This is a genomic window from Streptomyces doebereineriae, assembly GCF_031845645.1.
Classification (GTDB): Bacteria; Actinomycetota; Actinomycetes; order Streptomycetales; family Streptomycetaceae; genus Streptomyces; species Streptomyces canus.
The window spans coordinates 128,790-153,060 of record NZ_JAVREZ010000021.1 but is presented as its reverse complement, the minus strand read 5'-3'; the positions used below and the strand labels follow the sequence as shown (position 1 = coordinate 153,060).

Here is a 24,271-nt window from a genome sequence, read left to right as displayed (position 1 = left end):
CCGCGCGCACCGTCGAGAGGTCTCACGGCCCGAGAGGGTTCGCCGAGGGCGCGGTGCGCGACCGCCTGCGCCACGCCTCTGAACGGCCTTACATGTCCGAGTGGTTCCTTGCTCACCGTTCCTTCCGATTTGCCCGTTGGGCAATCTTATGAATACGACGTGAGCTGGATAACAAGTCCGTGAAGGAGTTACGTGCGGAAAGTGGGGGCGGGTTAAGGTGCGATGAAAGTATTTGAATGAGACATCAGTCCGTTAGTCGTACGAGTGTGCACAACGGTCTTCAGGTTTCCCGTGGTGTGTGGAGGGGGGCCCGTGTCGCGGACATGGGCCGAAGCACCATCGCGGTCGGGCAAGGGGGCCCGTGCCAGGAGTGATGTCCAGTGACTGCTCAAGTCCTTGGGGGGGCTTGCCTTGAGATCTCTGTCCATAGTCATTCCCGCGCTCAACGAGGCCGAAAACCTGCCGACGGTCATGGCGACCGTTCCGTACCGAGACCTGGCGGAAGCGGGCTGGGAGGTCGAGGTGATCGTGGTCGACAACGCCTCGACCGACGACACCGCCGACGTGGCCCGCTCGCTCGGTGCCAGGGTCGTCTCGCAGCCTTTGCGCGGATACGGCAACGCCTACCAGGCGGGTTTCGACGCGGCCCAGGGCGATGTCATCGCCACGGGTGACGCCGACTGCACATACCCTTTCGACGCGCTGCCGCACCTGCTGCACATCATGGATGCTCGGCGTGTGGAGTTCATGACCACGAACCGGCTCGGGGTCGAGAACCGCAGTGCCATGAAGCCGTCCCACACGGTCGCCAACCACGCGCTCAGTGCCCTGAGCCGGGCCCTGTTCCGTAACGGCCTGCGCGACTCGCAGTCCGGCATGTGGGTCTTCCAGCGTCATGTATGGGCCGCGATCGATGTCCGTTCGCCGGGCATGGCCTTCTCCCAGGAGATCAAGAACGCGGCGACCCGGGCCGGCTTCCGCTGCCTCGAGGTGCCGATCGAGTACCGGGTGCGCGGCGGACAGGTCAAGCTGAACGCCCTGCCCGACGGGGTGGCCAACCTGCGCCAGCTCTTCGAGCACAAGGTCCGGGACAATCGTTTCCGCACCACGCCCTCACGCATGGTTCCGCTGGCCGAGATGGCCCGTGCCAACGTCGCCGCCGAACGCGCCGCCGAGGCGGCCGAGCGTGCCGTGGCCGCCGTGGAGCAGCTCAGCGAGAAGACCGCGGCGGTGTTCGAGCGCGAGACGTCCGGTGCGGACGCATACGAGGCCGAGCCGGCCGATGTGCCCGAACTCTCCGACGGATCCGGGCTGCGCAAGGCCTATGGAACCTCTGCGATCTTCGAGGCGTCCGCGCCGTTCGACCCGGAGAAGCCCGCCACCGATCTGCTGCATGACGAGATCGACGAGATCACTGAATCGTTCGATCTCGACGCGTCTGCCGCGGACTCGACGGCACCCGGGGTGTCCCGATCGGCCAAGCCCTCCGTCTCCTCGGCCGAGAGCTTCGGCGAGACGACAATTGCGTCCCTGCCGGGGCAGCGGACCGCCGATGAGGTCCCCCTGGAAATGGCGTGAGCGGCACGCCGGACGACACCGGGCCCGGCCCGCAGGACACCGCGGGCGGGCCGGGGCGGCAGTCTGACGACCGGCAGTCCGGTGGTCAGGCGGAGGAGGCCGGTCGCGACCGGCAGGACCGGGAAGGCGAGTCCGGCCGCCGATCCCGGGCGACCGCGTCGGGCCGACGCGGTCGGCCGCTGCGCGGTACGACAAGTACGGTCGCCGCCCTGCTCGCCGTGGCCGTGCTCGGCGTCGGCGGCTGGTCCGTGCCCGAGGTCCGGACCGTGCTCAAGGATTCCTTCACCGAACGTCAGCAGACCTACATCGAGATGTACTTCGGCAAGGACCCGTTCTTCGACGGTGACGAACTCGTCGTGCCGCTGGAGGTCGTCGAGCACGGCGAGACCGGCGGCAAGCACGCGGTGCGGGCCTGGGCCGAGGACGCGAAGGGCGAGCGCCTCGCCGCCCGGACGGAATCCGTCACCACCAAGCCGGGTGCCCTGATCGGCGTCGACGTCCGGCTGCGTCTGAAGGGCAGCGGAAAGAAGAACGCGGACCTCGTCGAGGTGACGCTGCCGGGCCACTCACAGCGGCTCCGGATGCATCTGCGCTGACCGCTTCCAGCCCGCCCCCGTTCCACCCCACGAGCCGCACCTCCCACATTCCCGGGAACCTGAATGCCCACCATCGTCCAGATCACTCCCTACTACCCGCCGGCGCTCGGCGGGCTGGAGCGTGTCGTCTCCAACCTTGCGCGGGAGCAGGCCAAACGACACGACGTAGAGGTTCTGACCACCGCCCTGCGCACCGAGGGCTTGCCGCGCACCACCCGTGAGGAGGGGGTCGTGGTGCACCGGCACCGGGCCGTGGAGGTGGCGCACACCGCCCTCGCCCCGGGCCTCGCCACGCACCTCGCCAGGCTGCCCCGCGACGCGGTGCTCCATCTGCACTGCGCTCACGCCCTGCTTCCCGAGATGGTCGCTCTCGCCACCCGGCTGCGCGGCACCCGGTTCCTGCTCCACTTCCACCTCGACGTGGACGCCTCCGGTCCGCTCGGTGCTCTGCTTCCGCACTACAAGGAGCATGTGTTCGGACGCGTCCTGCGGAACGCGGCCGGAGTCATCGCGCTGACCGACGCCCAGGCGGCATTCCTCACGGACACCTACCGGGTCCCCGCCGACCGCGTCCACATCGTGCCCAACGGCGTCGGCGCCACGTATTTCATGCCGGCCCGCGAGCCCGCGCCCGGCCCTCTGAACCTGCTGTACGTCGGCCGCCTCGGCGTCCAGAAGAACGTGTCCCGACTGCTGAACGCCCTGGACCGGACGCGGCAGGACATCCGGCTGCGGATCGTCGGCGACGGCGAACTGCGGGGGCAGCTCCAGGAACAGGCCGCCGGCCTGGGCCTGGAGAACGTGGAGTTCAGCGGCGCACTGCTCGGGGAGGACCTGGTGAAGGCCTACGCGGACAGCGACGCCTTCGTGCTGCCCTCGGACAAGGAAGGCATGCCGCTGGTCGTGCTGGAGGCCATGGCGGCCGGGCTGCCGGTGATCGCCACCGATGTGCCCGGCACCCGGGAACTCGTTCGTGGCACCGGGCTCCTGGCTGCCCCCGAGCCGGCCGCCCTCGCCGCCGCCCTCGACTCCGTCGCCGCCGACCTCGCGCTGCGGGCGCGGCTGGCCCGCGCCAGCGTGGAGCGGGCCCGGGACTACTCGTGGGAGACCGTCGCCCGGCTCGTCGACGACGTTTACACCAAGGCCGGCCTGTTGTGACCATCAACGACGAAACCCTGGCGCTGAGGGTCACCGGCCCCGACCCGCAGTCGCACAGCGACGACGAGCCGCCCGTCGGGCCCAGCAGGTCCGCGGGCCCCCGGCGGGTCCCGATCGGCCGCCGCTGGGCCATCCTGCTCAGCCTCGCCCCGGCCAGCGTCCTGGAACTGCTGCCCCAGACACCCGGCCTGCTGCAGACCCTCGCCGGACTGTGGCTGTTGTTCGGCGCGCCCGTCCTGCTGTGGCGTGGTGTGACCGCGCGCATCGTGAGTACCGGGACCGCCCGCCTGCTGCTCGCTGTCGGGTTCACGGTGCTGACCGACATCGTCGTCGCGCTCACCGTGAACACCGTGCTTCCCCTGATCGGGGTCGACCGCCCGCTGACCCGGCTGTTCCTCACGGTCGCCACTGCCGCCGCCCTGGTCGTGCTCGGTGTTCTCGCACCCATGCCGGAACGCCCCGAAGGGTCCGTCCTGGACGCCTGGTCCACCACCCGTGGCCTCCGCCCGGTGGCGGCCCTCGGCTGCCTGGCCCTCATCCTCTCCGTGGCCGGGCCCATCCGGCTCAACAACGGCCTGGGCGGCGCGGTCAGCGCCGTCGCCACGGTCGTCGTGGCCGCGCTGATCTGTCTGCTCCTGCTGCGCCGGGCCCGCTACCCGGTCCCCGTCCTGGAGTTCGGCCTGTACTGCGCCTCGGCCGCACTGCTGCTGCTCACCTCGCTGCGCGGCCAGTACATCACCGGGCACGACATCCAGAAGGAGTACCTGTACTTCCGGCTCGCCCTGGGCGGCGAGTACTGGAACATCGGCACCTACACCGACCCGTACAACGCCTGTCTGAGCATCACGCTGCTGCCGGTGCACATCTTCCAGATGACCGCGCTCTCCGACACGTCGATCTTCAAGGTCGTCCTGCCGCTGCTGTTCGCGTTCACCCCGGTGCTGGTCCACCGCGCGGTGCGCAACGTGGCCCCACGCGTGGTCGCGCTGATCTCGGCGGTGTACTTCATCGTCTTTCCCACGTTCCTCACCGACATGACCTACCTCGGTCGCCAGGAGATCGCCTTCCTGCTGCTGGGCTGCGCCATGGTGGTGCTCACCGACTCGAGCGGCCCGCTGCCCCTGCGCCGGACGGTGTTCGTGGTGCTGCTGGGCGGCATCGTCCTCTCCCACTACTCCACGACCTACGTCGTCGTCGGCACCCTCGCCATCTCCTTCGCCCTGGACAAGGTGTGGCGGTTGGTGTCCCGGCGCGGTCGCGGAAGGGCGCGCCGCAAACGCCGCGAGGACCGGATGCTGTCCTTCCTCACCTGGTGGGTGGTGGCAGTGCCCGCCGTGCTCGCCCTGTTGTGGTCGGGCCCCCTCACCCACACGGGCGGCCAGGTCGAACGCACCCTGACATCGGTCGCCTCGGCCGTGTTCGGAGGCAAGTCGGAGTCGGGCTCCTCCGACACGGCGTACAGCATCCTCGGCGGTGAGAAGATCCCGGCGTCCGAGCGCCTGAAGGAGTACAAGGCCGACCTGCTGAAGCAGACCGCGGCCGAGCGGGACGACGGCGACTATCTGCCGCTGAAGCAGGTCGACAGCCTGTCCACGCCCGTCGTCGAGGTGCCGACGATGAAGCTGACCGCCACCGGACGGCTCCTGGACGCCTTCGGCATCAGCGTGCCGGGACTCAACGGCGCGCTCCGGCAGGGAGCCGCGCTGTTCTTCCAGTTGATGGTGATGGTCGGCTTCGCGGTGGCGCTGTGGGCCCGCCGCTCCGCGTTCCGTCCGGTGCGCGACCAGATCACCATCGCCGCCGGTGCCTGGTGCATGGTCGCCGTCTTCACGCTCGTACCGCAGCTTTCGGTGGACTACAGCCTGCTGCGCGCGTTCCAGCAGGGCCTGTTCTTCTTCGCGCCGTTCCTGGCCACCGCCACCCTGTGGGCCCTGCGCTGGGCGGGCCGCCGTACCGTGCCGCTGGCCTGCGTACTGCTGGCCGGGCTGCTGCTCGACCTGTCGGGTGTGGTGCCCAAGGCGCTGGGCGGCTATCCGGCACAGGTGCAGCTGTCCAACTCCGGCCAGTACTACTCCATCTACTACCCGCATGCCGAGGAGCGCCGGGCCGCGCTCTGGCTCGACGCGCGGATTGCCAAGGACGGCACGGGGCTGATCCAGACCGACCGGTTCAGCTACAGCCGCCTCCAGTCCCTTCTGACCCATCCCACTCTCGCCGACATCACCCCGGCCGCCCTGCGCACGGACTCGTATGTGCTTCTGGGCACCACACCGACCCGCACCGGCCAGGTGACCGTCTTCTACGGCGGCGACTTGATCACGTACGAGTACCCGATGAAGGTCCTGGACTCGCGGGACGTCATCTACAGCAACGGGGGAGCGGTGATCTACCGATGAGCACGAGACCGTTGAGGGTCCTCCTGGTCAGCCACTACTACCCGCCGCACGTCGGTGGCATCGAGAACGTCGCGCGCCGCGAGGCCGTCGGACTCGCGAGGGAGGGCGTCGACGTCACCGTCGTCACCAGCGCCGACCGCTCCTCCGTCACCCGTGAGGACGGGGTAAGGGTGGTCCGTGTCGCCGCCTGGAACGGTGCGGAGCGCAAGGCGGGTGTGCCCTTCCCGGTGTTCTCGCCCGCCCTGGCGGCCGTCGCGCTGCGCTGGGCGCGGCACGCGGACGCCGTACACATCCACGACTGCCTCTACATCAGCTCGTGGACGGCAGGCCTGGCGGCGAAGCTCACCCGCACCCCGTACGTCCTCACCCAGCATGTGGCCGTCGTCGAGCACCCCTCCGGTCTGGTCCAGGCTGTGCAGCGCGCGGTGTACGGGGTGGCAGGCCGGGGTCTCCTGCGCGGTGCCCGCGCGGTGTTCACGCTCAACGCCTCAGTCGCCAGGTTCGTGGATGGCCACGGCGCCCGTCGCCGGCACCATCTGGCCAACGGGGTGGACACGGAACTGTTCCGCCCCGCCGCCTCCGAGGCAGAGCGGGCGCTCGCACGGACGCGGTTCGGGCTGCCCGCCGACCGCGTACTGGTGCTGTTCGTGGGCCGGCTCGTGCCCAAGAAGGGCTATGACCTGCTCCTCGCCGCCCACACCCCCGACGCCGGCTACGACCTGGTGTTCTCCGGGGGCGGAGACACGGCGGCTCTGGCCGGTCGGACCGGCGTCCACCACCTCGGCGCGCTGCCGCCCGAGGCCGTCGCCGAGGCCTACCGGGCCTGCGACGTCTTCGCGCTGCCCTCCACCGCCGAGGGATTTCCGCTCACCGTGCAGGAGGCCATGGCCTCCGGCCTGCCGGTGGTCACCACCGACGATCCCGGCTACGCCCCCTATCACCTCGACCGCGACCAGGTGTCCCTGCTGCCCCGCGAGCCGGCCGTGCTCGCCGCCGAACTGCGCGCACTGGCCGCCGACCCCGAGCGGCGGGCCCGGATGGGGGAGTACGCGCGGACGTACGCGGAGAAGGCCTTCGCCTGGAACGACCACGTCCACACCTTGCTGGCGCACTACCGCGGTGAGCACCCATGACGGATGCCGGGAGTACCGCCCCGGCCACGCCCGCGCGTGGCCGACACCGCCGCCCGGGCGACCGGATCTACCGCAGTTCGTTCTTCCTGCTCGCCTCCACGGTGGTCACCGCCGGGCTCAGCTTCGTGTTCTGGGTGGTCGTCGCCCGCTTCTACAGCCCTTCCCAGGTCGGCCTCGCCACGTCGCTGATCTCCGCCACCTCCCTGCTGGCCACGTTCAGCCTGCTCGGCCTGAACAACACGCTGGTCCGCTTCCCGGCGGAGCGCGAGGCGCGCAACGCCCAGATCAGCCAGGCGATGGTGCTGGTGACGGTGGTCGGGTGCGTGGCGGCGGGCATCTACCTCCTCGGACTCCCCCTGTACGGCGGCAAGCTGGCGTTCGTCCGTGACGACTGGATGTCGGCGGTCGCCTTCGCCGTGTTCTGCGGCTGTGCGGCCGCCAGCATGCTGGTCAAGTCGGTCTTCAACGCGGCCCGCATTCCCGAGTACAACGTGCTGATCGACGGACTGACCCAGGGAGCCGCCAAGGTCGCCGTCCCGGCCGCTCTCACGGGGCTCGGCGTCTTCGGCATCGTGGCCTCGGCCGGCGTGGGCTACGCGGTGACGGTGCTCGTCGCCCTGGTGGTGCTGCGCCGCCGACTCGGTTTCCGCATGGACCTGCGCACCCACGGCACCCGGCTGCGCGAGAAGTTCCGCTTCTCCGTCGCCAGCCATGTCTCCAACCTGATCAATCTGACGCCGGTGCTGGCGACCCCGCTGATCGTGCTGCACCACCTGGGGGCGGCCGCGGCCGGCTACTTCTTCGTGGCGTTCCAGATCGCGGCGATGCTGAACTCCGTCTCCACCGCCGTCGGCGAGGCCGTCTTCGCGGAGGTCTCGCACCAGGAGTCGCGGTTTCGGGAGCTGATGCTGCGCTCCGGGCGGATCATCGCGGCCGTCCAGGTGCCCGCCGCCGCGGTCGTGGTCCTCGGCGGGGGACTGCTGCTGAAGATGTTCGGCGCGGAGTACGAGGACCAGGCCCGGCCCTTGCTGACCGTGCTGGCGATCGCCGCCCTGCCGGTCGCCCTGAACACCTGGGCCTGCTTCGCCCTCAAGCTGGCTCAGCGCATGCGGCACCTGATCGCCGCCAACACGATCATGGCCAGTCTGACCGTCGGTCTCGCCTCCGCCTTCGCCGACCGGGGCCTGGTGTGGATCGGCTACGCGTGGGCCACGGGCAACGCGGTCGCCGGCCTCTTCGCCACGGCGAGTCTGGTCCTGGGCAGCCGCGCTGCGCGGGTGCCGGTGGCCACCTCGGCGCCGGCGGCGGACACCCCGTCGCCGGAAGACACCCTGGCACTGCGACCGACGGACCTCGAGACGCCGTATGACCACGTGGTCGGCGGTTACGACGCGCCGTACCGGGTCGGGCCGGCCGACCCGTACGGGGTCGGACTGGAGTACCCGTACGCGGCGGCCGGCGGCGAGTCGTACGAGGACTACTACGGCCACTACACCGAGCCGTACGGGAACCCCTACGGCGATCCCTCGGGCGCCCCGGTCGACGCCCATGCCGGCCCCCACCCTGCCTCCGGCGTACTCACCTCCCCCACGAACACAGCCAGTTCGTTCAGTTCCGAGAGGCCCGTCCCTTGAAAATCGTGGTGATCAATGCGTACGTGCGTGAGAACGCCGGCGACGCCGCACTGCTCTCCGTCTGCCTGCGGCACGTGCAGGAGGCCTTTCCCGAAGCCGACGTGGTGATCGCGGGCATGGAGGACGCCGCTGTGCACCCGTCCTTCGAGGGCGTGCGCAACATCGGCTCGATCCGCCGCTATGTCGCCGACGGCACCGTCTCGCTGCCCCGGCGCCTGTTGCGCAAGGCGCTGCTCGGACTCGCGGGCACCGCGGCGGTGGTCCTGCCCCGCCCGTTCACCCGGGCCGTCGTCGCGGTCCTGCCCACCGAGGCCCGGCGCGAGGCCCGTGCCGTGGCCACGGCGGACCTGGTGGTCTCCATGGGCGGTGGCTATGTACTGGCCCGCCCCGGTCTCGACGGCTACCAGAACGTCTTCTTCGTCCTGCTGCCCGCGCTGTTCGCGCAGAAGGCGGGCGTCCCCGTGGTCTGGGCCCCGCAGTCCTTCGGTCCGTTCCCGGCCGCCGCACAGCGCAAGCTGGTCGGACGGGTCATGCGCCGCTCGGCTGCGGTACTGCCGCGCGAGGACGTCAGTGTGGGCGAGCTGCTCGCCTGCGACATCCCGGCGCAGCAGATCGAGCGGGCCGTCGACGCCGGTTTCGCGTTCGACCCGGAGCGCCGTATCGACTGGCGGGCCAAGATCGGCGTCGGTCCCGACGAGCGGCTGGTCGGCATCACCGCGCGCCGCTGGCTGGCCCCCGCCGCGCAGGAACGCTACGAACGCGAACTCGCCCGCACCATCGACGCCGTCCAGGCCACTGGCGCCCGAGCGGTCCTCATCCCCCAGGTGAGCACCGACTACCTCGGCGACGACGACCGCATCTGCGAGCGCCGCATCGCCGCCCACTGCACCAGCGGCCCGCTCATGGTCGACGAGGTCGTCGACTACCGCGACCTCAAGGGCCTGTACGACGAGTGTTCCCTGCTCATCGGCACCCGCTTCCACTCGGTGATCTTCTCGCTCACCAGCGAGGTGCCCTGCGTCGCCATCGAGTATGAGCACAAGACCCGGGGCATCATGGCCGACCTGGGCCTCGGCGAGTGGGTCCTGCCCATCGCCGACGTCACCCACGACAGGCTGTGGGCGCTGGTCGAGCCGCTGTTGAAGGACCCCGCCGCCTACCGCGCGATCCTCGACGCCAATCTGCCCGGCTACGTGGCCCGCGCCCAGTCGCTGCCCGCCCGGCTGCGGGAGTCGGTGTGAGCAGACGCCGTACTGTCGCGGTCGTCGCCCCGTACTACCCGCCGAAGATCGGAGGGGTGGAGCAGTACGCCGCGCGCATCGCGGCCGCCGTCGCGGGCGCCCCCGATCTGCGGCCCGTGGTGATCACCACGCGTCTCGACAGAGGGCTGCGCACCACCGTGGGCAACGAGGACGGCATCCCCGTCGTGCGGCTCGGCGTCTGGCTGAAGCTGTCCAACACCCCGCTCAGCCCGCTGTGGCCGCTGCAACTGCGTCACTGGCTGCGGCGGACCCGCGCCGAGGTCGTCAACGTGCACGCGCCCGTCCCCGGTCTCGGAGACCTCGCGGTCGCCGTGGCCGGGCGCCGGCCCACCGTGCTGACCTACCACGCGGGATCGATGCACAAGGGCGAGGCGGACAGCGGCGTCGCCGACCGGCTGATCGGCCTGTACGAGAGGGCCGTGCTGCCCCGGGTCTTCGCCCGCGCTCGGCGACTGGTCGCGGTGTCCCCGGTGTCACTCGCCGACGGGCACCCGCACGCGGTGCGGATCTCACCCGGCGTGGACACCGACCGCTTCACACCGGGCGAGCCGGCCTCGCGCCGTCCCCGCACGGTCGTCTACGTCGGCCGTATGGACCGCTCTTCGGCATGGAAGGGCGTCGACGTCCTGGTTCGCGCCTTCGCCCACCTCGCCCGCACGGTGCCCGACGCCCGTCTGCGCCTGGTCGGCGACGGCGACGCCCTGCCCGGCCTGCGCGCCCTCGCGGCCGAACTCGGCGTCGCCGACCGCCTGGAGACCCCAGGCGCCCTGAGTGGCGAAGCCCTGACGGACGCGGTGCGCACGGCAGCCGTGCTGGCGCTGCCCTCGCTCACCGAGGCGGAGTCCTTCGGTATGGCGTTGGTCGAGGCCATGGCCTGTGCCACGCCGGTCGTCGGCTCGGAGGTGGGAGGCATCCCGCACGTGGTCGACGACGGGGAGACGGGTCTGCTCGTCCCGCCGGGTGATCCGGACGCTCTCGCCGCGGCCTGTGCCAAGCTGCTGGCCGACGGGGATCTGGCGGACCGGATAGGAGCGGCCGGCCGGCGCACGGCAGAGGAACGTTACGCCTGGCCGAAGCTGACGGCCCGCTACCTGCAATTGTTCCGGGCGCTCTGACCGCACCGGGCTAGTCGTGGTCCTTGCGGTAGGCGGCGATCGCCTTCCGCAGGGCCTCGAACGCCGGCTTGCGGGTGCCGTCGTAGTACTTCAGACCGTAGTGCTGCGCCTTTCTGGACGTCGCGGTCTCGGGCTCGCCGTCCTGATACGCGAACCAGAACATCACGTCCACCGAGGGGATCGCCGCCGCTGCCGGCACGGTGTCGGTGGCGATCTCCGCCTGCAGCCGTGGGGTGACGTACTGGGTACCCACCGCGTCCGGGCTGTCCGCGACCTTGCCCTGGGCCCAGGTGGGAGCGCCGGTCTCGGTGATCCAGATCGGCATCTTGGGCTTGCCGTACTTCGTCAGGGTGGCGACGAGGCTGTCCTGCGTGCGGTCGATGTCCTCGTAGCGAGTGCCGGTGGCGGTCTCGGTGCTCGGCAGCAGGGGATAGGTGTACGGATGGTAGGAGATGGCGTCCACGTACTTCAGGGCGCCCAGCCGGGCCACCTCCGACAGGAACGTCTTGTGCGACACGTACCCCTTGGACGGGATGGTGTCCACCGCAGCCAGTCCACCGAACAGGAGATAGGCCTTGGGGTCGGCGGAGCGCATGGCCGGAGCGGTCGCGGCCAGCAGGGCGGTGTAGCGCTCGGCATCGGGGCCGGTCTTCCAGAACGGAAGGATGTTCGGCTCGTTCCATATCTCCCAGGTGTGCACACCCTTGGGCGCATACCGCTCGACGGCATGCCGCGCGAACTCGGCGAACTGCGCGTCGTCCGCGGGCGGGCAGGCCTGGGCAGTGCTTCCGCAGTCCGGGGCAGCGGCCCAGCGCGGGGTGTAGGAGATGGTGGGCAGGACCTCCAGGCCGTGGGCATGGGCGGCGTCCACCACACGGTCGAAGCGCTCCCACAGGTACTGGGTGGAGCTGTCGGGCTGGATGTTGCGCCACGACAGGTCCACTCGCAGCCAGCCGACGCCCAGTTCCTTGGCGTCGTCCATCGCCTTGGTGAGCTCGGTGTCCGTCATCCAGGTCAACCGGTCGCCGAAGGCCAGTCCGAAGCGGAGTTTCCGGTCCGAAGCGCGGTCGGCCCCGGTGGCGTTTGCCCCGGACGCGGACGCGGACGCGGCCCCGACGCCGTCATCGGGGATACGGGACGGGGTGCCGGCACCGGACCAGGCCACCACTGCGGCCACCGAGGCGCCGATGACGCCGATGGACACGAGTGCGCCGAGGAGCCGCCGCTGCACCCCGGACCGTTGCTTGCGGCGGGAGCGGGAGCGTGAACGGTCGGACGCGGGCTGTATGGGCTGCTGAGACACCCGCGCAGCCTAATGTCGGGTGCCCGGAGAATGGAGGCATTGTGGCGGAGTCGTGATTGAGATGCTTGCAGGCGGGGTAGTTCAATTCATTTTCGCCTGATTGCTCATCCCCTCTCGTCTCGGCCGTCCTCCCCGGCGTCCTGGCCCCCCTGGCCGACATGTGGGGTGGAAAAGGGCGGACGATGGCGCATCATTGGAGGGACCTCAGGGGTCGGGAGGTGCTCCGTGTCGCAGTCGTCGTGGCAGCCGTGGCAGGACAAGGACGAGCCGTCTGGCAGCGGTGGGCCGAACGCGTGGCACGGGAGAGAGGTCTCGCACCTCCAGCCCCACCACCCACCGTCCCGGCCGAGTGTGAACCACCCCGGGCAGCCCCAGGCCGCTCCCTCCATGCTCGCCTCCCACGCCGACCGTGAGCGTGCCGTCGATGTGCTTCGGGCCGGCTACGGGGAGGGGCGGCTGGAGAAGGACGAGTTCGACAAGCGGGTGGAGCGGGCGTATGGCGCCCGTACGGTCGGGGAGCTGGCGCTGCTCGTGTCCGATCTGCCGCTCGGGCCCGTGCCCCATCCGGCGCCCTTCACCGCCGTACCGCGGACCTTTCTGCCCGCCCCGCGGCCGCGGGCGAACGGGAAGGCGGTCGGAGCCGCGGTGTGCGGGCTGCTGTGTGTGCCGACCTTCGGGTTCACCGGGATCCCGGCGGTGATCCTCGGGCACGCCGCGCGCGCGGAGATCGACCGGACCGGAGAGGGCGGCGACGGGCTCGCGCTGACCGGGCTGGTGTTCGGCTGGCTGTCGATCGCCGCGTGGTCGATCCTGATGACGCTCCTGATCGCCGTGGGACTCGCCTCCGGGTGAGCCCGGCTTTCGCGTGTGCGCAGTGTGAAATCGAAGATCATCCACGGCGTAGGGGCTTGACACCGGCCGTCCCGAGAGCTTGCCGCCGTCCATTTGTTTTGACCGCAGCGAATCAGCTGGGTACGCTCAGACCTTGTGCCTGGGGTGTGCCCTGGCTCTCGTGCGTGCCTTCAACCGCACTAGGGGAGCCTCGAGCGGCCACCGCAATCTGCGCCCTTTTCGCCTCGCGGCGGGAGTCCGCCGGATTCGACACACCCGACCGCGTGGGTCGGCGAAGTTCCAGGTTAGCTTCACCATTCGGCACACAGAAACCGGAGAAGTAGTGCCTACGATCCAGCAGCTGGTCCGGAAGGGCCGGCAGGACAAGGTCGAGAAGAACAAGACGCCCGCACTCGAGGGTTCCCCTCAGCGTCGTGGCGTCTGCACGCGTGTGTTCACGACCACCCCGAAGAAGCCGAACTCGGCCCTGCGTAAGGTCGCGCGTGTGCGTCTGACCAGCGGGATCGAGGTCACTGCTTACATTCCGGGTGAGGGACACAACCTGCAGGAGCACTCCATCGTGCTCGTGCGTGGCGGTCGTGTGAAGGACCTGCCCGGTGTTCGTTACAAGATCATCCGCGGTTCGCTCGACACCCAGGGTGTCAAGAACCGCAAGCAGGCCCGCAGCCGCTACGGCGCCAAGAAGGAGAAGTAGAAATGCCTCGTAAGGGCCCCGCCCCGAAGCGCCCGGTCATCATCGACCCGGTCTACGGTTCTCCTCTGGTGACCTCCCTCATCAACAAGGTGCTGCTGAACGGCAAGCGCTCCACCGCCGAGCGCATCGTGTACGGCGCCATGGAGGGCCTGCGCGAGAAGACCAGCAACGACCCGGTCATCACGCTGAAGCGCGCGCTGGAGAACATCAAGCCGACCCTCGAGGTCAAGTCCCGCCGTGTCGGTGGCGCGACCTACCAGGTCCCGATCGAGGTCAAGCCGGGCCGTGCGAACACGCTCGCCCTGCGCTGGCTGGTCGGTTACTCCCGCGCCCGTCGCGAGAAGACCATGACCGAGCGTCTGCTCAACGAGCTTCTCGACGCTTCGAACGGCCTCGGTGCGGCCGTCAAGAAGCGCGAGGACACCCACAAGATGGCCGAGTCCAACAAGGCCTTCGCGCACTACCGCTGGTAGTCGCAGACCCCATCGAGACCGAGAGAAGACCGAAGCCTTATGGCTACCACTTCACTTGACCTGGCCAAGGTCCGCAACATCGGGATCATGGCCCACATCGACGCGGGCAAGACGACCACCACCGAGCGGATCCTCTTCTACACCGGCGTCAGCTACAAGATCGGTGAGGTCCACGACGGCGCCGCCACCATGGACTGGATGGAGCAGGAGCAGGAGCGTGGCATCACGATCACCTCTGCTGCCACCACCTGTCACTGGCCGCTTGAGGACAACGACTACACGATCAACATCATCGACACCCCCGGGCACGTCGACTTCACGGTCGAGGTGGAGCGTTCGCTCCGCGTGCTCGACGGTGCCGTCACGGTGTTCGACGGTGTCGCCGGTGTCGAGCCGCAGTCCGAGACGGTGTGGCGTCAGGCCGACCGTTACGGTGTGCCGCGCATCTGCTTCGTGAACAAGCTGGACCGTACCGGCGCCGAGTTCCACCGCTGCGTGGACATGATCTCGGACCGCCTGGGCGCCGTCCCGCTCGTCATGCAGCTGCCGATCGGCGCCGAGATGGACTTCAAGGGCGTTGTGGACCTGGTCCGCATGAAGGCGCTCGTGTGGTCCGCCGAGGCGGCGAAGGGCGAGATGTACGACGTCGTCGACATCCCGGCCACGCACACCGAGGCGGCCGAGGAATACCGCGGCAAGCTGGTCGAGGCCGTCGCGGAGAACGACGACGAGATCATGGAGCTGTTCCTGGAGGGCCAGGAGCCCACCGAGGAGCAGCTGTACGCCGCGATCCGTCGCATCACCATCGCGTCCGGCAAGTCCGACGGCGTCACGGTCACCCCGGTGTTCTGTGGCACCGCGTTCAAGAACAAGGGCGTCCAGCCCCTGCTCGACGCGGTCGTGCGCTACCTGCCGACCCCGCTCGACGTCGAGGCCATCGAGGGCCACGACGTCAAGGACCCCGAGGTCGTCGTCAAGCGCAAGCCGTCCGACGAGGAGCCGCTGTCCGCGCTGGCGTTCAAGATCATGAGCGACCCGCACCTCGGCAAGCTCACCTTCGTCCGGATCTACTCCGGTCGCCTGGAGTCCGGCACCGCGGTGCTGAACTCCGTCAAGGGCAAGAAGGAGCGCATCGGCAAGATCTACCGCATGCACGCGAACAAGCGTGAGGAGATCGAGTCGGTGGGCGCCGGCGACATCGTCGCCGTGATGGGCCTGAAGCAGACCACCACCGGTGAGACGCTGAGCGACGACAAGAACCCGGTCATCCTGGAGTCCATGGACTTCCCGGCGCCGGTCATCCAGGTCGCCATCGAGCCCAAGTCCAAGGGTGACCAGGAGAAGCTGGGTGTGGCCATCCAGCGTCTCGCGGAGGAGGACCCCTCCTTCCAGGTCCACTCGGACGAGGAGACCGGCCAGACCATCATCGGTGGTATGGGCGAGCTGCACCTCGAGGTGCTGGTCGACCGTATGCGCCGTGAGTTCAAGGTCGAGGCCAACGTCGGTAAGCCGCAGGTCGCCTACCGTGAGACGATCCGCAAGGCCGTCGAGCGCGTCGACTACACGCACAAGAAGCAGACTGGTGGTACCGGCCAGTTCGCCAAGGTGCAGATCGCGATCGAGCCGATCGAGGGCGGCGACGCCTCGTACGAGTTCGTGAACAAGGTGACCGGTGGTCGTATCCCGAAGGAGTACATCCCTTCGGTCGACGCCGGTGCGCAGGAGGCCATGCAGTTCGGCATCCTCGCCGGGTACGAGATGACGGGCGTCCGCGTCATTCTTCTCGACGGCGCCTACCACGAGGTCGACTCCTCCGAGCTCGCCTTCAAGATCGCCGGCTCGCAGGCCTTCAAGGAGGCCGCGCGCAAGGCCAGCCCCGTGCTGCTCGAGCCGATGATGGCCGTCGAGGTCACCACGCCCGAGGACTACATGGGCGACGTCATCGGCGACATCAACTCCCGCCGTGGTCAGATTCAGGCCATGGAGGAGCGGGCCGGTGCCCGCGTCGTGAAGGGCCTCGTGCCCCTCTCGGAGATGTTCGGCTACGTCGGAGACCTCCGCAGCAAGACGTCGGGTCGCGCAAGCTACTCGATGCAGTTCGACTCCTACGCCGAGGTTCCGCGGAACGTCGCCGAGGAGATCATCGCGAAGGCCAAGGGCGAGTAACGCACCGCGTTCGCACGCTTTAGGCTTGACTCCGGAGCCCGGAGGGGCATTCACCCGCATTTGCGGGGGGAGTGCCCCCGGGCCGAGGCTTTCCAGCAAAGATCACCTGGCGCCGATGAAGCAAGGCGTTCAGAACCACTCCACAGGAGGACCCCGTGGCGAAGGCGAAGTTCGAGCGGACTAAGCCCCACGTCAACATCGGCACCATCGGTCACATCGACCACGGTAAGACGACCCTTACGGCCGCCATTACCAAGGTGCTGCACGACGCGTACCCGGACCTGAACGAGGCCTCGGCCTTCGACCAGATCGACAAGGCTCCCGAGGAGCGCCAGCGCGGTATCACCATCTCGATCGCGCACGTCGAGTACCAGACCGAGACGCGTCACTACGCCCACGTCGACTGCCCCGGTCACGCGGACTACATCAAGAACATGATCACGGGTGCGGCGCAGATGGACGGCGCCATCCTCGTGGTCGCCGCCACCGACGGCCCGATGCCGCAGACCAAGGAGCACGTGCTCCTGGCCCGCCAGGTCGGCGTTCCCTACATCGTCGTCGCCCTGAACAAGGCCGACATGGTGGACGACGAGGAGATCCTGGAGCTCGTCGAGCTCGAGGTGCGTGAGCTCCTCTCCGAGTACGAGTTCCCGGGCGACGACCTGCCGGTCGTCAAGGTCTCGGCGCTCAAGGCGCTCGAGGGTGACAAGGAGTGGGGCCAGACCGTCCTCGACCTGATGAAGGCCGTCGACGAGTCCATCCCGCAGCCCGAGCGTGACGTCGACAAGCCGTTCCTGATGCCGATCGAGGACGTCTTCACGATCACCGGTCGCGGTACGGTCGTCACCGGCCGTATCGAGCGTGGTGTCCTGAAGGTCAACGAGACCGTCGACATCATCGGCATCAAGACCGAGAAGACCACCACCACGGTCACCGGTATCGAGATGTTCCGCAAGCTGCTCGACGAGGGCCAGGCCGGTGAGAACGTCGGTCTGCTCCTCCGTGGCATCAAGCGCGAGGACGTCGAGCGCGGCCAGGTCATCATCAAGCCGGGCTCGGTCACCCCGCACACCGAGTTCGAGGCGCAGGCCTACATCCTGTCCAAGGACGAGGGTGGCCGCCACACGCCGTTCTTCAACAACTACCGTCCGCAGTTCTACTTCCGTACGACGGACGTGACCGGCGTGGTGACCCTCCCCGAGGGCACCGAGATGGTCATGCCGGGTGACAACACCGAGATGAAGGTGGAGCTCATCCAGCCCGTCGCCATGGAAGAGGGCCTGAAGTTCGCCATCCGTGAGGGTGGTCGCACGGTGGGCGCCGGCCAGGTCACCAAGATCAACGCCTGATCTTGACCCGGTAGGTCTCTGAAGGGGCCCGTACGACTTCGGTCGTACGGGCCTTTTCGTATGCGCTCGTTCAGATGCGGGCGACACCCGCCTCCAGGGCGTCCAGCGAGGTCGCCGCCCCGCAACAGGGGACGGTGACGGCGAGGGTGGTGAACCCGTCGTCGCGGTGCGCCTCGACCAGGTCCCCGTACCACGGGCCGATCGCCGCGCCGCAGGGACGGGCAGTTGATCCGAGTCAGGTGCTCACGACCAGTGTGTCCTGGACGATGCTTCTTCGTTTGTACATGGCTGAGATCATCGGGACGGGCGTGGCGTCCTGACAAGACGTCAAGTGAAGTCTGCGGGAACTCTGTGAAGCGGTTCGGCGAGGTTTGCGGCAACTCCCCGGCGCCGGTGGGGGGATTGTTCTTGTCTGGTCGCTGTGGGGTGGTTGTGAGGGTCGTAGCCTGAGGCGTCCGGTGGCCACTCCCGGCCCGGCATTCCCTCGCGAGGACGGACGGACACCCAGGTGTCGATGCAGGATGCGGAGCGCAGAACGTCGATACCCCGACGGGTCGTCAGCGGCCTGCAGCAGCCGCTTCCGCCCCTCACCGTGCCCGCCCCGCCGGGACAGCCCACCCGCGCCGCCGTACGGGATCGCGCAGGCCGCCGGCTCTACGCCATCGACGGCATCCGGCTCCTCGCCGCCCTCATGGTCGCCGTGCACCACTACGCCGGCACCCACCGCGTCGACCAGCCGGGCAACCGCATCTGGGACCGTCCGGTCTCCGACATCATGCCGACGGTCTTCCGGTTCGCCTCCTACGGCTGGATCGGCGTCGAGATCTTCTTCGTGATCAGCGGCTTCGTGATCTGCATGTCCTGCTGGGGCCGTACCCCGAGACAGTTCTTCGTGTCACGGGTGATCCGGCTCTACCCGGCGTACTGGTTCGCCATCGCGTTCACCACCACCGTCCTGATGCTGCTGCCCGGCGTGTGGGACCGCCTGCGCATGCGCGACGTACTCCTCAACATCACGATGCTCCAGTCCGGTTCGGGCGTCATGAACGTCGACGGCGTCTACTGGACCCTCTGGTCGGAGCTGCGCTTCTACCTGCTGTTCCTGGTGGTCGTGTGGAGCGGCCTGACCTACCGCAAGGTCGTCGTCTTCTGCTGCGTGTGGGGCGCCGCGGCCATGCTCGCCCCGATCTCGAAGCTGCCGCTGCTGGAACTGGTCGCCAACCCGGAGGGCGCCTGGTACTTCATCGCGGGCCTGGCGCTGTATCTGATGCACCGCTTCGGCCAGGACCTGCTGCTGTGGGGCATCCTCGCGATGGCCTGGCTGATGGGCCAGCGCGAACTGGGCATCCGGATCGACGAGGTCGAGCATGTGTCGGGATGGCGGGGGAGCGTGGCGATCTTCACCGTGTTCCTGCTCGTCATGGTCGCCGTCGCCCTCGGGGCCACGGACCGCGTCCGGTGGAAGTGGCTGGTGACGGCGGGCGCGCTGACGTATCCGCTGTACCTGATGCACTACGCGGCCGGTACCGCGGTCATCAACCGCCTGCGCGACACCATGGACGCCCGGCTGCTGGTCGTCTCCGTGATCGCCGGTTTCATGCTGCTGAGCTGGCTGGTGCACCGGTTCGTGGAACGGCCGGCGGCACGGCTGCTGAAGCAGGGGCTTGACACGTCGTTCGCGCGGCTGCGGAACGCGAGCGCCTGAGTCCCGTACGGAGCTCCCTGGTTCCTCGACCGGCCCGGCCCGTGTTTGATCTGTGTCACTCCCGGGGTATTGTCTCCGGCTCGATTGGCCAGGCCCCTGCCCCGTATGGCAGACTAGCGGGGTTGCTCGGTCGAGTGTTGATGCTGCGCGCCTCCCGCCGGGAGGCCTGGAAGCGAGTCCCACAGTACTCGTCGCCCTAACTGCCATATGGCAGCGCTGGGGCGGACGTACGGGAATCTTCCGGGAAGTGGAGTGCGGCACTGGCCAGGCGCCCGGTGAACCTCTTTCCCAGATCAGGGATGTTCGAACAAGGGACATCTGTGTCAGTGAGAGTGCGACACGCCCGACCGCGTGGGTCGGAGGAAGTCACGGGACACCGGGTTCCAGAGCTGTAAAAGAGACAGGACTACGGAGTAGCCATGGCGGGACAGAAGATCCGCATCCGGCTCAAGGCCTACGACCACGAGGTCATCGACTCCTCGGCGAAGAAGATCGTCGAGACGGTGACGCGCACTGGTGCGTCGGTCGCGGGCCCGGTGCCGCTGCCCACTGAGAAGAACGTGTACTGCGTCATCAAGTCGCCGCACAAGTACAAGGACTCGCGCGAGCACTTCGAGATGCGCACGCACAAGCGTCTGATCGACATCCTCGACCCGACCCCCAAGACCGTTGACTCTCTGATGCGACTCGACCTCCCGGCCGGTGTCGACATCGAGATCAAGCTCTGAGGCCGGTGATCTGAACGATGGCTAAGCAGATCAAGGGCATCCTGGGCGAGAAGCTCGGCATGACGCAGGTGTGGGACGAGAACAACCGTGTTGTTCCGGTCACCGTCGTCAAGGCCGGCCCCAATGTCGTGACCCAGGTCCGTACGAGCGACGCCGACGGCTATGAGTCCGTCCAGATCGCGTTCGGCGAGATCGACCCGCGCAAGGTGAACAAGCCCCTCAAGGGCCACTTCGCCAAGGCCGACGTCACTCCCCGCCGCCACCTCGTCGAGATCCGTACCGCTGACGCCAGCGAGTACACCCTCGGCCAGGAGATCACCGCTGAGGTGTTCGAGGCCGGCATCAAGGTCGACGTGACCGGCAAGAGCAAGGGCAAGGGCTTCGCCGGTGTCATGAAGCGTCACAACTTCAAGGGCCTCGGCGCCGGTCACGGCACCCAGCGCAAGCACCGCTCTCCCGGTTCCATCGGTGGCTGCGCCACCCCGGGCCGCGTGTTCAAGGGCCTCCGCATGGCGGGTCGTATGGGCAACGAGCGGGTCACCACCCAGAACCTGACCGTTCACGCCGTTGACGCGGAGAAGGGCCTGCTCCTCATCAAGGGCGCGGTTCCTGGTCCGAACGGCGGCCTCGTCCTGGTCCGCACCGCGGCCAAGGGGGCCTGAGGACTATGAGCACCATTGACATTCTGTCGCCCTCCGGCGACACCGCCGGGACCGTTGAGCTCCCGGCCGAGATCTTCGACGTAGAGAAGATCAGCATTCCGCTGCTTCACCAGGTCGTCGTCGCGCAGCTGGCCGCCGCCCGTCAGGGCACGCACAAGGTCAAGCGTCGTGGCGAGGTCCGCGGTGGCGGCAAGAAGCCCTACCGCCAGAAGGGCACCGGCCGCGCCCGTCAGGGTTCGACCCGTGCGCCGCAGTTCGCCGGCGGTGGCGTCGTTCACGGCCCCACGCCGCGTGACTACTCGCAGCGGACCCCGAAGAAGATGAAGGCCGCGGCCCTGCGCCACGCCCTCACCGACCGGGCCCGCAACAACCGCATCCACGTCGTCTCCGGCGTCATCGAGGGCGAGTCGCCTTCGACGAAGGCCGCGAAGACGCTCTTCGGCAAGATCAGCGAGCGCAAGAACCTGCTGCTCGTCATCGACCGTGCCGACGAGGCCGCGTGGCTGTCCGCTCGCAACCTGCCCCAGGTCCACATCCTGGAGCCGGGCCAGCTGAACACGTACGACGTTCTCGTCTCGGACGACGTGGTCTTCACCCAGGCCGCTTTCGAGTCCTTCGTGTCTGGCCCCAAGGCCGCTGACACCGAAGGGAGCGAAGCCTGATGGCTACGCGTCACCCGAGCATCGCCTCGAAGGCCGCCAAGGCCAAGAAGGTCGCGCGCGTCGCCAAGGCGCGTCGCCACGAGACCGAGGGCAAGAACACCGTCGTCACCCCGGCGAGCAAGGCCTTCACGGACCCCCGTGACGTCCTGCTGAAGCCGGTCGTGTCCGAGAAGAGCTACGCGCTTCTCGACGAGGGCAAGTACACGTTCATCGTGGCCCCCGGCGCCAACAAGACCCAGATCAAGCAGGCCGTCCAGGCGGTCTTCTCGGTCAAGGTCACCGGCGTCAACACGATCAACCGCCAGGGCAAGCGCAAGCGGACCCGCACCGGCTTCGGCAAGCGTGCCGACAGCAAGCGCGCGATCGTGACCCTTGCCGAGGGCGACCGTATCGACATCTTCGGCGGTCCGACCGCGTAAGCGGGTCGGATCGTCCGATATCGGACGAGGACTGAGAAATGGGAATCCGCAAGTACAAGCCGACTACGCCGGGCCGTCGTGGCTCCAGCGTCGCCGACTTCGTCGAGGTCACGCGGTCCACGCCGGAGAAGTCGCTGGTCCGCCCGCTGCACAGCAAGGGCGGCCGTAACAACGCCGGTCGTGTGACCGTTCGCCACCAGGGTGGCGGACACAAGCGCGCCTACCGAGTCATCGACTTCCGTCGCCATGACAAGGACGGCGTGCCGGCGAAGGTCGCGCACATCGAGTACGACCCCAACCGCACCGCGCGCATCGCGCTGCTGCACTACGCGGACGGCGAGAAGCGCTACATCCTCGCCCCCCGCAACCTGCAGCAGGGTGACCGCGTCGAGAACGGTCCCGGGGCCGACATCAAGCCGGGCAACAACCTGGCGCTCCGCAACATCCCGGTCGGTACCACGATCCACGCGATCGAGATCCGTCCCGGTGGCGGCGCCAAGTTCGCCCGCTCCGCAGGCGCGTCGGTGCAGCTGCTGGCGAAGGAGGGCACGATGGCCCACCTTCGTATGCCCTCCGGTGAGATCCGCCTGGTCGACCAGCGCTGCCGCGCCACGGTCGGCGAGGTCGGCAACGCCGAGCAGAGCAACATCAACTGGGGCAAGGCCGGCCGCAAGCGCTGGCTGGGCGTCCGCCCGACCGTTCGCGGTGTGGCGATGAACCCGGTTGACCACCCCCACGGTGGTGGTGAGGGCAAGACCTCCGGTGGTCGCCACCCGGTCAGCCCCTGGGGTCAGAAGGAGGGTCGTACTCGTTCGCCGAAGAAGGCTTCGAACAAGTACATCGTCCGCCGCCGCAAGACGAACAAGAAGCGCTAGGAGCGGGTTTAGATGCCGCGCAGTCTCAAGAAGGGGCCCTTCGTCGACGACCACCTGATCAAAAAGGTGGACGCCCAGAACGAAGCCGGTTCCAAGAACGTCATCAAGACCTGGTCCCGTCGCTCCATGATCGTGCCGGCCATGCTCGGCCACACGCTCGCGGTGCACAACGGCAAGACCCACATCCCGGTGTTCGTCACCGAGTCGATGGTCGGCCACAAGCTCGGCGAGTTCTCGCCGACGCGCACCTTCCGGGGTCACGTCAAGGACGACCGGAAGTCGAAGCGCCGCTAAACGCGGATCGCATTCAGACACGTAAGTAACTGAGAGGGACAACCATGGAAGCCAGGGCCCAGGCGCGGTACATCCGCGTTACGCCCATGAAGGCCCGCCGCGTGGTGGACCTTATCCGTGGCATGGACGCCACGGAGGCTCAGGCGGTCCTGCGATTCGCTCCGCAGGCCGCCTCCGTGCCCGTCGGCAAGGTGCTCGACAGCGCCATCGCCAACGCCGCACACAACTACGACCACACCGACGCCGGCAGCCTCGTCATCTCCGAGGCGTACGTCGACGAGGGCCCGACCCTGAAGCGGTTCCGTCCGCGCGCCCAGGGCCGTGCCTACCGGATCCGCAAGCGGACCAGCCACATCACCGTGGTCGTCAGCAGCAAGGAAGGAACCCGGTAATGGGCCAGAAGGTAAACCCGCACGGGTTCCGGCTCGGCATCACCACGGACTTCAAGTCCCGTTGGTACGCCGACAAGCTGTACAAGGACTACGTCAAGGAAGACGTCGCCATCCGTCGGATGATGACGTCCGGCATGGAGCGCGCCGGTATCTCGAAGGTGGAGATCGAGCGCACCCGTGACCGTGTGCGTGTGGACATCCACACCGCGCGTCCGGGCATCGTCATCGGCCGCCGTGGCGCCGAGGCCGACCGCATCCGCGGTGACCTCGAGAAGCTCACGGGCAAGCAGGTCCAGCTGAACATCCTCGAGGTCAAGAACCCCGAGACGGACGCTCAGCTGGTTGCTCAGGCCGTCGCCGAGCAGCTCTCCTCCCGCGTCTCCTTCCGCCGCGCCATGCGTAAGAGCATGCAGTCGGCGATGAAGGCCGGCGCCAAGGGCATCAAGATCCAGTGCGGTGGCCGCCTCGGTGGCGCCGAGATGTCCCGCTCGGAGTTCTACCGCGAGGGCCGTGTGCCCCTGCACACGCTCCGCGCGAACGTGGACTACGGCTTCTTCGAGGCCAAGACGACCTTCGGCCGCATCGGTGTGAAGGTCTGGATCTACAAGGGCGACGTCAAGAACATCGCCGAGGTCCGCGCCGAGAACGCTGCCGCCCGTGCGGGTAACCGCCCGGCTCGCGGTGGCGGTGCCGACCGCCCGGCCCGTGGTGGCCGTGGTGGCGAGCGGCGCGGTCGCAAGCCGCAGCAGGCTGCCGGCGCCGAGGCCCCCAAGGCCGAGGCTCCCGCCGCCGCTCCGGCTGAGAGCACCGGAACGGAGGCCTGAC

General features: G+C 68.5%; 23 protein-coding genes. 22 read left to right on the top strand and 1 reads right to left on the bottom strand.

What is annotated here, in order from left to right; genetic code table 11:
* The first annotated feature begins 411 nt into the window (after positions 1-411).
* From RNB18_RS41510 to RNB18_RS41475, 8 genes are all read left to right on the top strand, one after another.
* Positions 412-1,578: a glycosyltransferase family 2 protein gene (locus RNB18_RS41510; RefSeq protein ID WP_311719282.1), complete on the top strand. Its 1,167-nt coding sequence runs from the start codon at positions 412-414 to the stop codon at positions 1,576-1,578.
* Positions 1,575-2,174, top strand: a complete 600-nt coding sequence (locus RNB18_RS41505) for a hypothetical protein (RefSeq protein WP_311719281.1) — start codon at positions 1,575-1,577, stop codon at positions 2,172-2,174. The genes RNB18_RS41510 and RNB18_RS41505 overlap by 4 nt, the downstream gene beginning before the upstream one ends.
* 63 nt (positions 2,175-2,237) lie before the next feature.
* Positions 2,238-3,332, top strand: a complete 1,095-nt coding sequence (locus RNB18_RS41500; protein WP_311719280.1) for a glycosyltransferase family 4 protein — start codon at positions 2,238-2,240, stop codon at positions 3,330-3,332.
* The gene (locus tag RNB18_RS41495; protein WP_311719278.1) at positions 3,329-5,728 is read left to right on the top strand and encodes a DUF2206 domain-containing protein; all 2,400 of its coding nucleotides are present in this window, start codon (positions 3,329-3,331) and stop codon (positions 5,726-5,728) included. Before RNB18_RS41500 ends, RNB18_RS41495 begins: the two co-directional genes overlap by 4 nt.
* Complete coding sequence (locus tag RNB18_RS41490) at positions 5,725-6,861, top strand: glycosyltransferase family 4 protein (protein WP_311719277.1); 1,137 nt, start codon at positions 5,725-5,727, stop codon at positions 6,859-6,861. The genes RNB18_RS41495 and RNB18_RS41490 overlap by 4 nt, the downstream gene beginning before the upstream one ends.
* Positions 6,858-8,495 (top strand): lipopolysaccharide biosynthesis protein, encoded by a 1,638-nt coding sequence (locus tag RNB18_RS41485; protein ID WP_311719276.1) that lies wholly within the window; start codon positions 6,858-6,860, stop codon positions 8,493-8,495. Before RNB18_RS41490 ends, RNB18_RS41485 begins: the two co-directional genes overlap by 4 nt.
* 23 nt (positions 8,496-8,518) lie before the next feature.
* Entirely contained in the window at positions 8,519-9,736 is a 1,218-nt protein-coding gene (locus RNB18_RS41480; protein WP_311719275.1) for a polysaccharide pyruvyl transferase family protein, read from the top strand.
* The gene (locus RNB18_RS41475) at positions 9,733-10,872 is read left to right on the top strand and encodes a glycosyltransferase family 4 protein (protein ID WP_311719274.1); all 1,140 of its coding nucleotides are present in this window, start codon (positions 9,733-9,735) and stop codon (positions 10,870-10,872) included. Before RNB18_RS41480 ends, RNB18_RS41475 begins: the two co-directional genes overlap by 4 nt.
* Positions 10,873-10,882: 10 nt before the next feature.
* Here RNB18_RS41475 and RNB18_RS41470 read toward each other — a convergent pair whose 3' ends face one another.
* The gene (locus RNB18_RS41470; protein ID WP_311719272.1) at positions 10,883-12,175 is read right to left on the bottom strand and encodes a cellulase family glycosylhydrolase; all 1,293 of its coding nucleotides are present in this window, start codon (positions 12,173-12,175) and stop codon (positions 10,883-10,885) included.
* 225 nt (positions 12,176-12,400) lie between these two features.
* Here RNB18_RS41470 and RNB18_RS41465 point away from each other — a divergent pair, with 225 nt between their 5' ends.
* The 14 genes from RNB18_RS41465 (at position 12,401) to rpsC (ending at position 24,270) form a co-directional block, all read left to right on the top strand.
* Positions 12,401-13,027 carry a DUF1707 and DUF4190 domain-containing protein gene (locus RNB18_RS41465; RefSeq protein WP_394817759.1) on the top strand — a complete coding sequence of 209 codons (627 nt, stop codon included), beginning with the start codon at positions 12,401-12,403 and terminating at the stop codon, positions 13,025-13,027.
* A 322-nt stretch (positions 13,028-13,349) separates the two neighbouring features.
* Positions 13,350-13,721, top strand: coding sequence for a 30S ribosomal protein S12 (rpsL, locus tag RNB18_RS41460; RefSeq protein WP_003948652.1), 372 nt, complete (start codon positions 13,350-13,352; stop codon positions 13,719-13,721).
* 2 nt (positions 13,722-13,723) lie between these two features.
* Positions 13,724-14,194, top strand: a complete 471-nt coding sequence (gene rpsG, locus RNB18_RS41455) for a 30S ribosomal protein S7 (RefSeq protein ID WP_005481264.1) — start codon at positions 13,724-13,726, stop codon at positions 14,192-14,194.
* A 39-nt stretch (positions 14,195-14,233) separates the two neighbouring features.
* Complete coding sequence (gene fusA, locus RNB18_RS41450) at positions 14,234-16,360, top strand: elongation factor G (protein WP_266560763.1); 2,127 nt, start codon at positions 14,234-14,236, stop codon at positions 16,358-16,360.
* 155 nt (positions 16,361-16,515) lie between these two features.
* Positions 16,516-17,709 (top strand): elongation factor Tu, encoded by a 1,194-nt coding sequence (gene tuf / locus RNB18_RS41445; protein WP_057607917.1) that lies wholly within the window; start codon positions 16,516-16,518, stop codon positions 17,707-17,709.
* 514 nt (positions 17,710-18,223) lie between these two features.
* Positions 18,224-19,414, top strand: a complete 1,191-nt coding sequence (locus RNB18_RS41440) for an acyltransferase family protein (RefSeq protein WP_311719304.1) — start codon at positions 18,224-18,226, stop codon at positions 19,412-19,414.
* A gap of 419 nt (positions 19,415-19,833) precedes the next feature.
* A complete protein-coding gene (rpsJ, locus tag RNB18_RS41435) occupies positions 19,834-20,142 on the top strand; it encodes a 30S ribosomal protein S10 (RefSeq protein WP_003948644.1) in 309 nt (102 codons plus the stop codon).
* A gap of 17 nt (positions 20,143-20,159) precedes the next feature.
* Positions 20,160-20,804 (top strand): 50S ribosomal protein L3, encoded by a 645-nt coding sequence (rplC, locus tag RNB18_RS41430; RefSeq protein ID WP_311719271.1) that lies wholly within the window; start codon positions 20,160-20,162, stop codon positions 20,802-20,804.
* A 5-nt stretch (positions 20,805-20,809) separates the two neighbouring features.
* A complete protein-coding gene (rplD, locus tag RNB18_RS41425; RefSeq protein ID WP_057607914.1) occupies positions 20,810-21,466 on the top strand; it encodes a 50S ribosomal protein L4 in 657 nt (218 codons plus the stop codon).
* The gene (gene rplW, locus RNB18_RS41420; protein ID WP_311719269.1) at positions 21,466-21,885 is read left to right on the top strand and encodes a 50S ribosomal protein L23; all 420 of its coding nucleotides are present in this window, start codon (positions 21,466-21,468) and stop codon (positions 21,883-21,885) included. The genes rplD and rplW overlap by 1 nt, the downstream gene beginning before the upstream one ends.
* A 38-nt stretch (positions 21,886-21,923) precedes the next feature.
* The gene (gene rplB, locus RNB18_RS41415) at positions 21,924-22,760 is read left to right on the top strand and encodes a 50S ribosomal protein L2 (RefSeq protein ID WP_030039757.1); all 837 of its coding nucleotides are present in this window, start codon (positions 21,924-21,926) and stop codon (positions 22,758-22,760) included.
* Between the two features lie 12 nt (positions 22,761-22,772).
* Complete coding sequence (rpsS, locus tag RNB18_RS41410) at positions 22,773-23,054, top strand: 30S ribosomal protein S19 (RefSeq protein ID WP_057607913.1); 282 nt, start codon at positions 22,773-22,775, stop codon at positions 23,052-23,054.
* 44 nt (positions 23,055-23,098) lie between these two features.
* Positions 23,099-23,446, top strand: a complete 348-nt coding sequence (rplV, locus tag RNB18_RS41405; RefSeq protein WP_006604878.1) for a 50S ribosomal protein L22 — start codon at positions 23,099-23,101, stop codon at positions 23,444-23,446.
* Positions 23,446-24,270, top strand: coding sequence for a 30S ribosomal protein S3 (gene rpsC / locus RNB18_RS41400; RefSeq protein WP_037719146.1), 825 nt, complete (start codon positions 23,446-23,448; stop codon positions 24,268-24,270). The genes rplV and rpsC overlap by 1 nt, the downstream gene beginning before the upstream one ends.
* The last annotated feature ends 1 nt before the right edge of the window (position 24,271 follow it).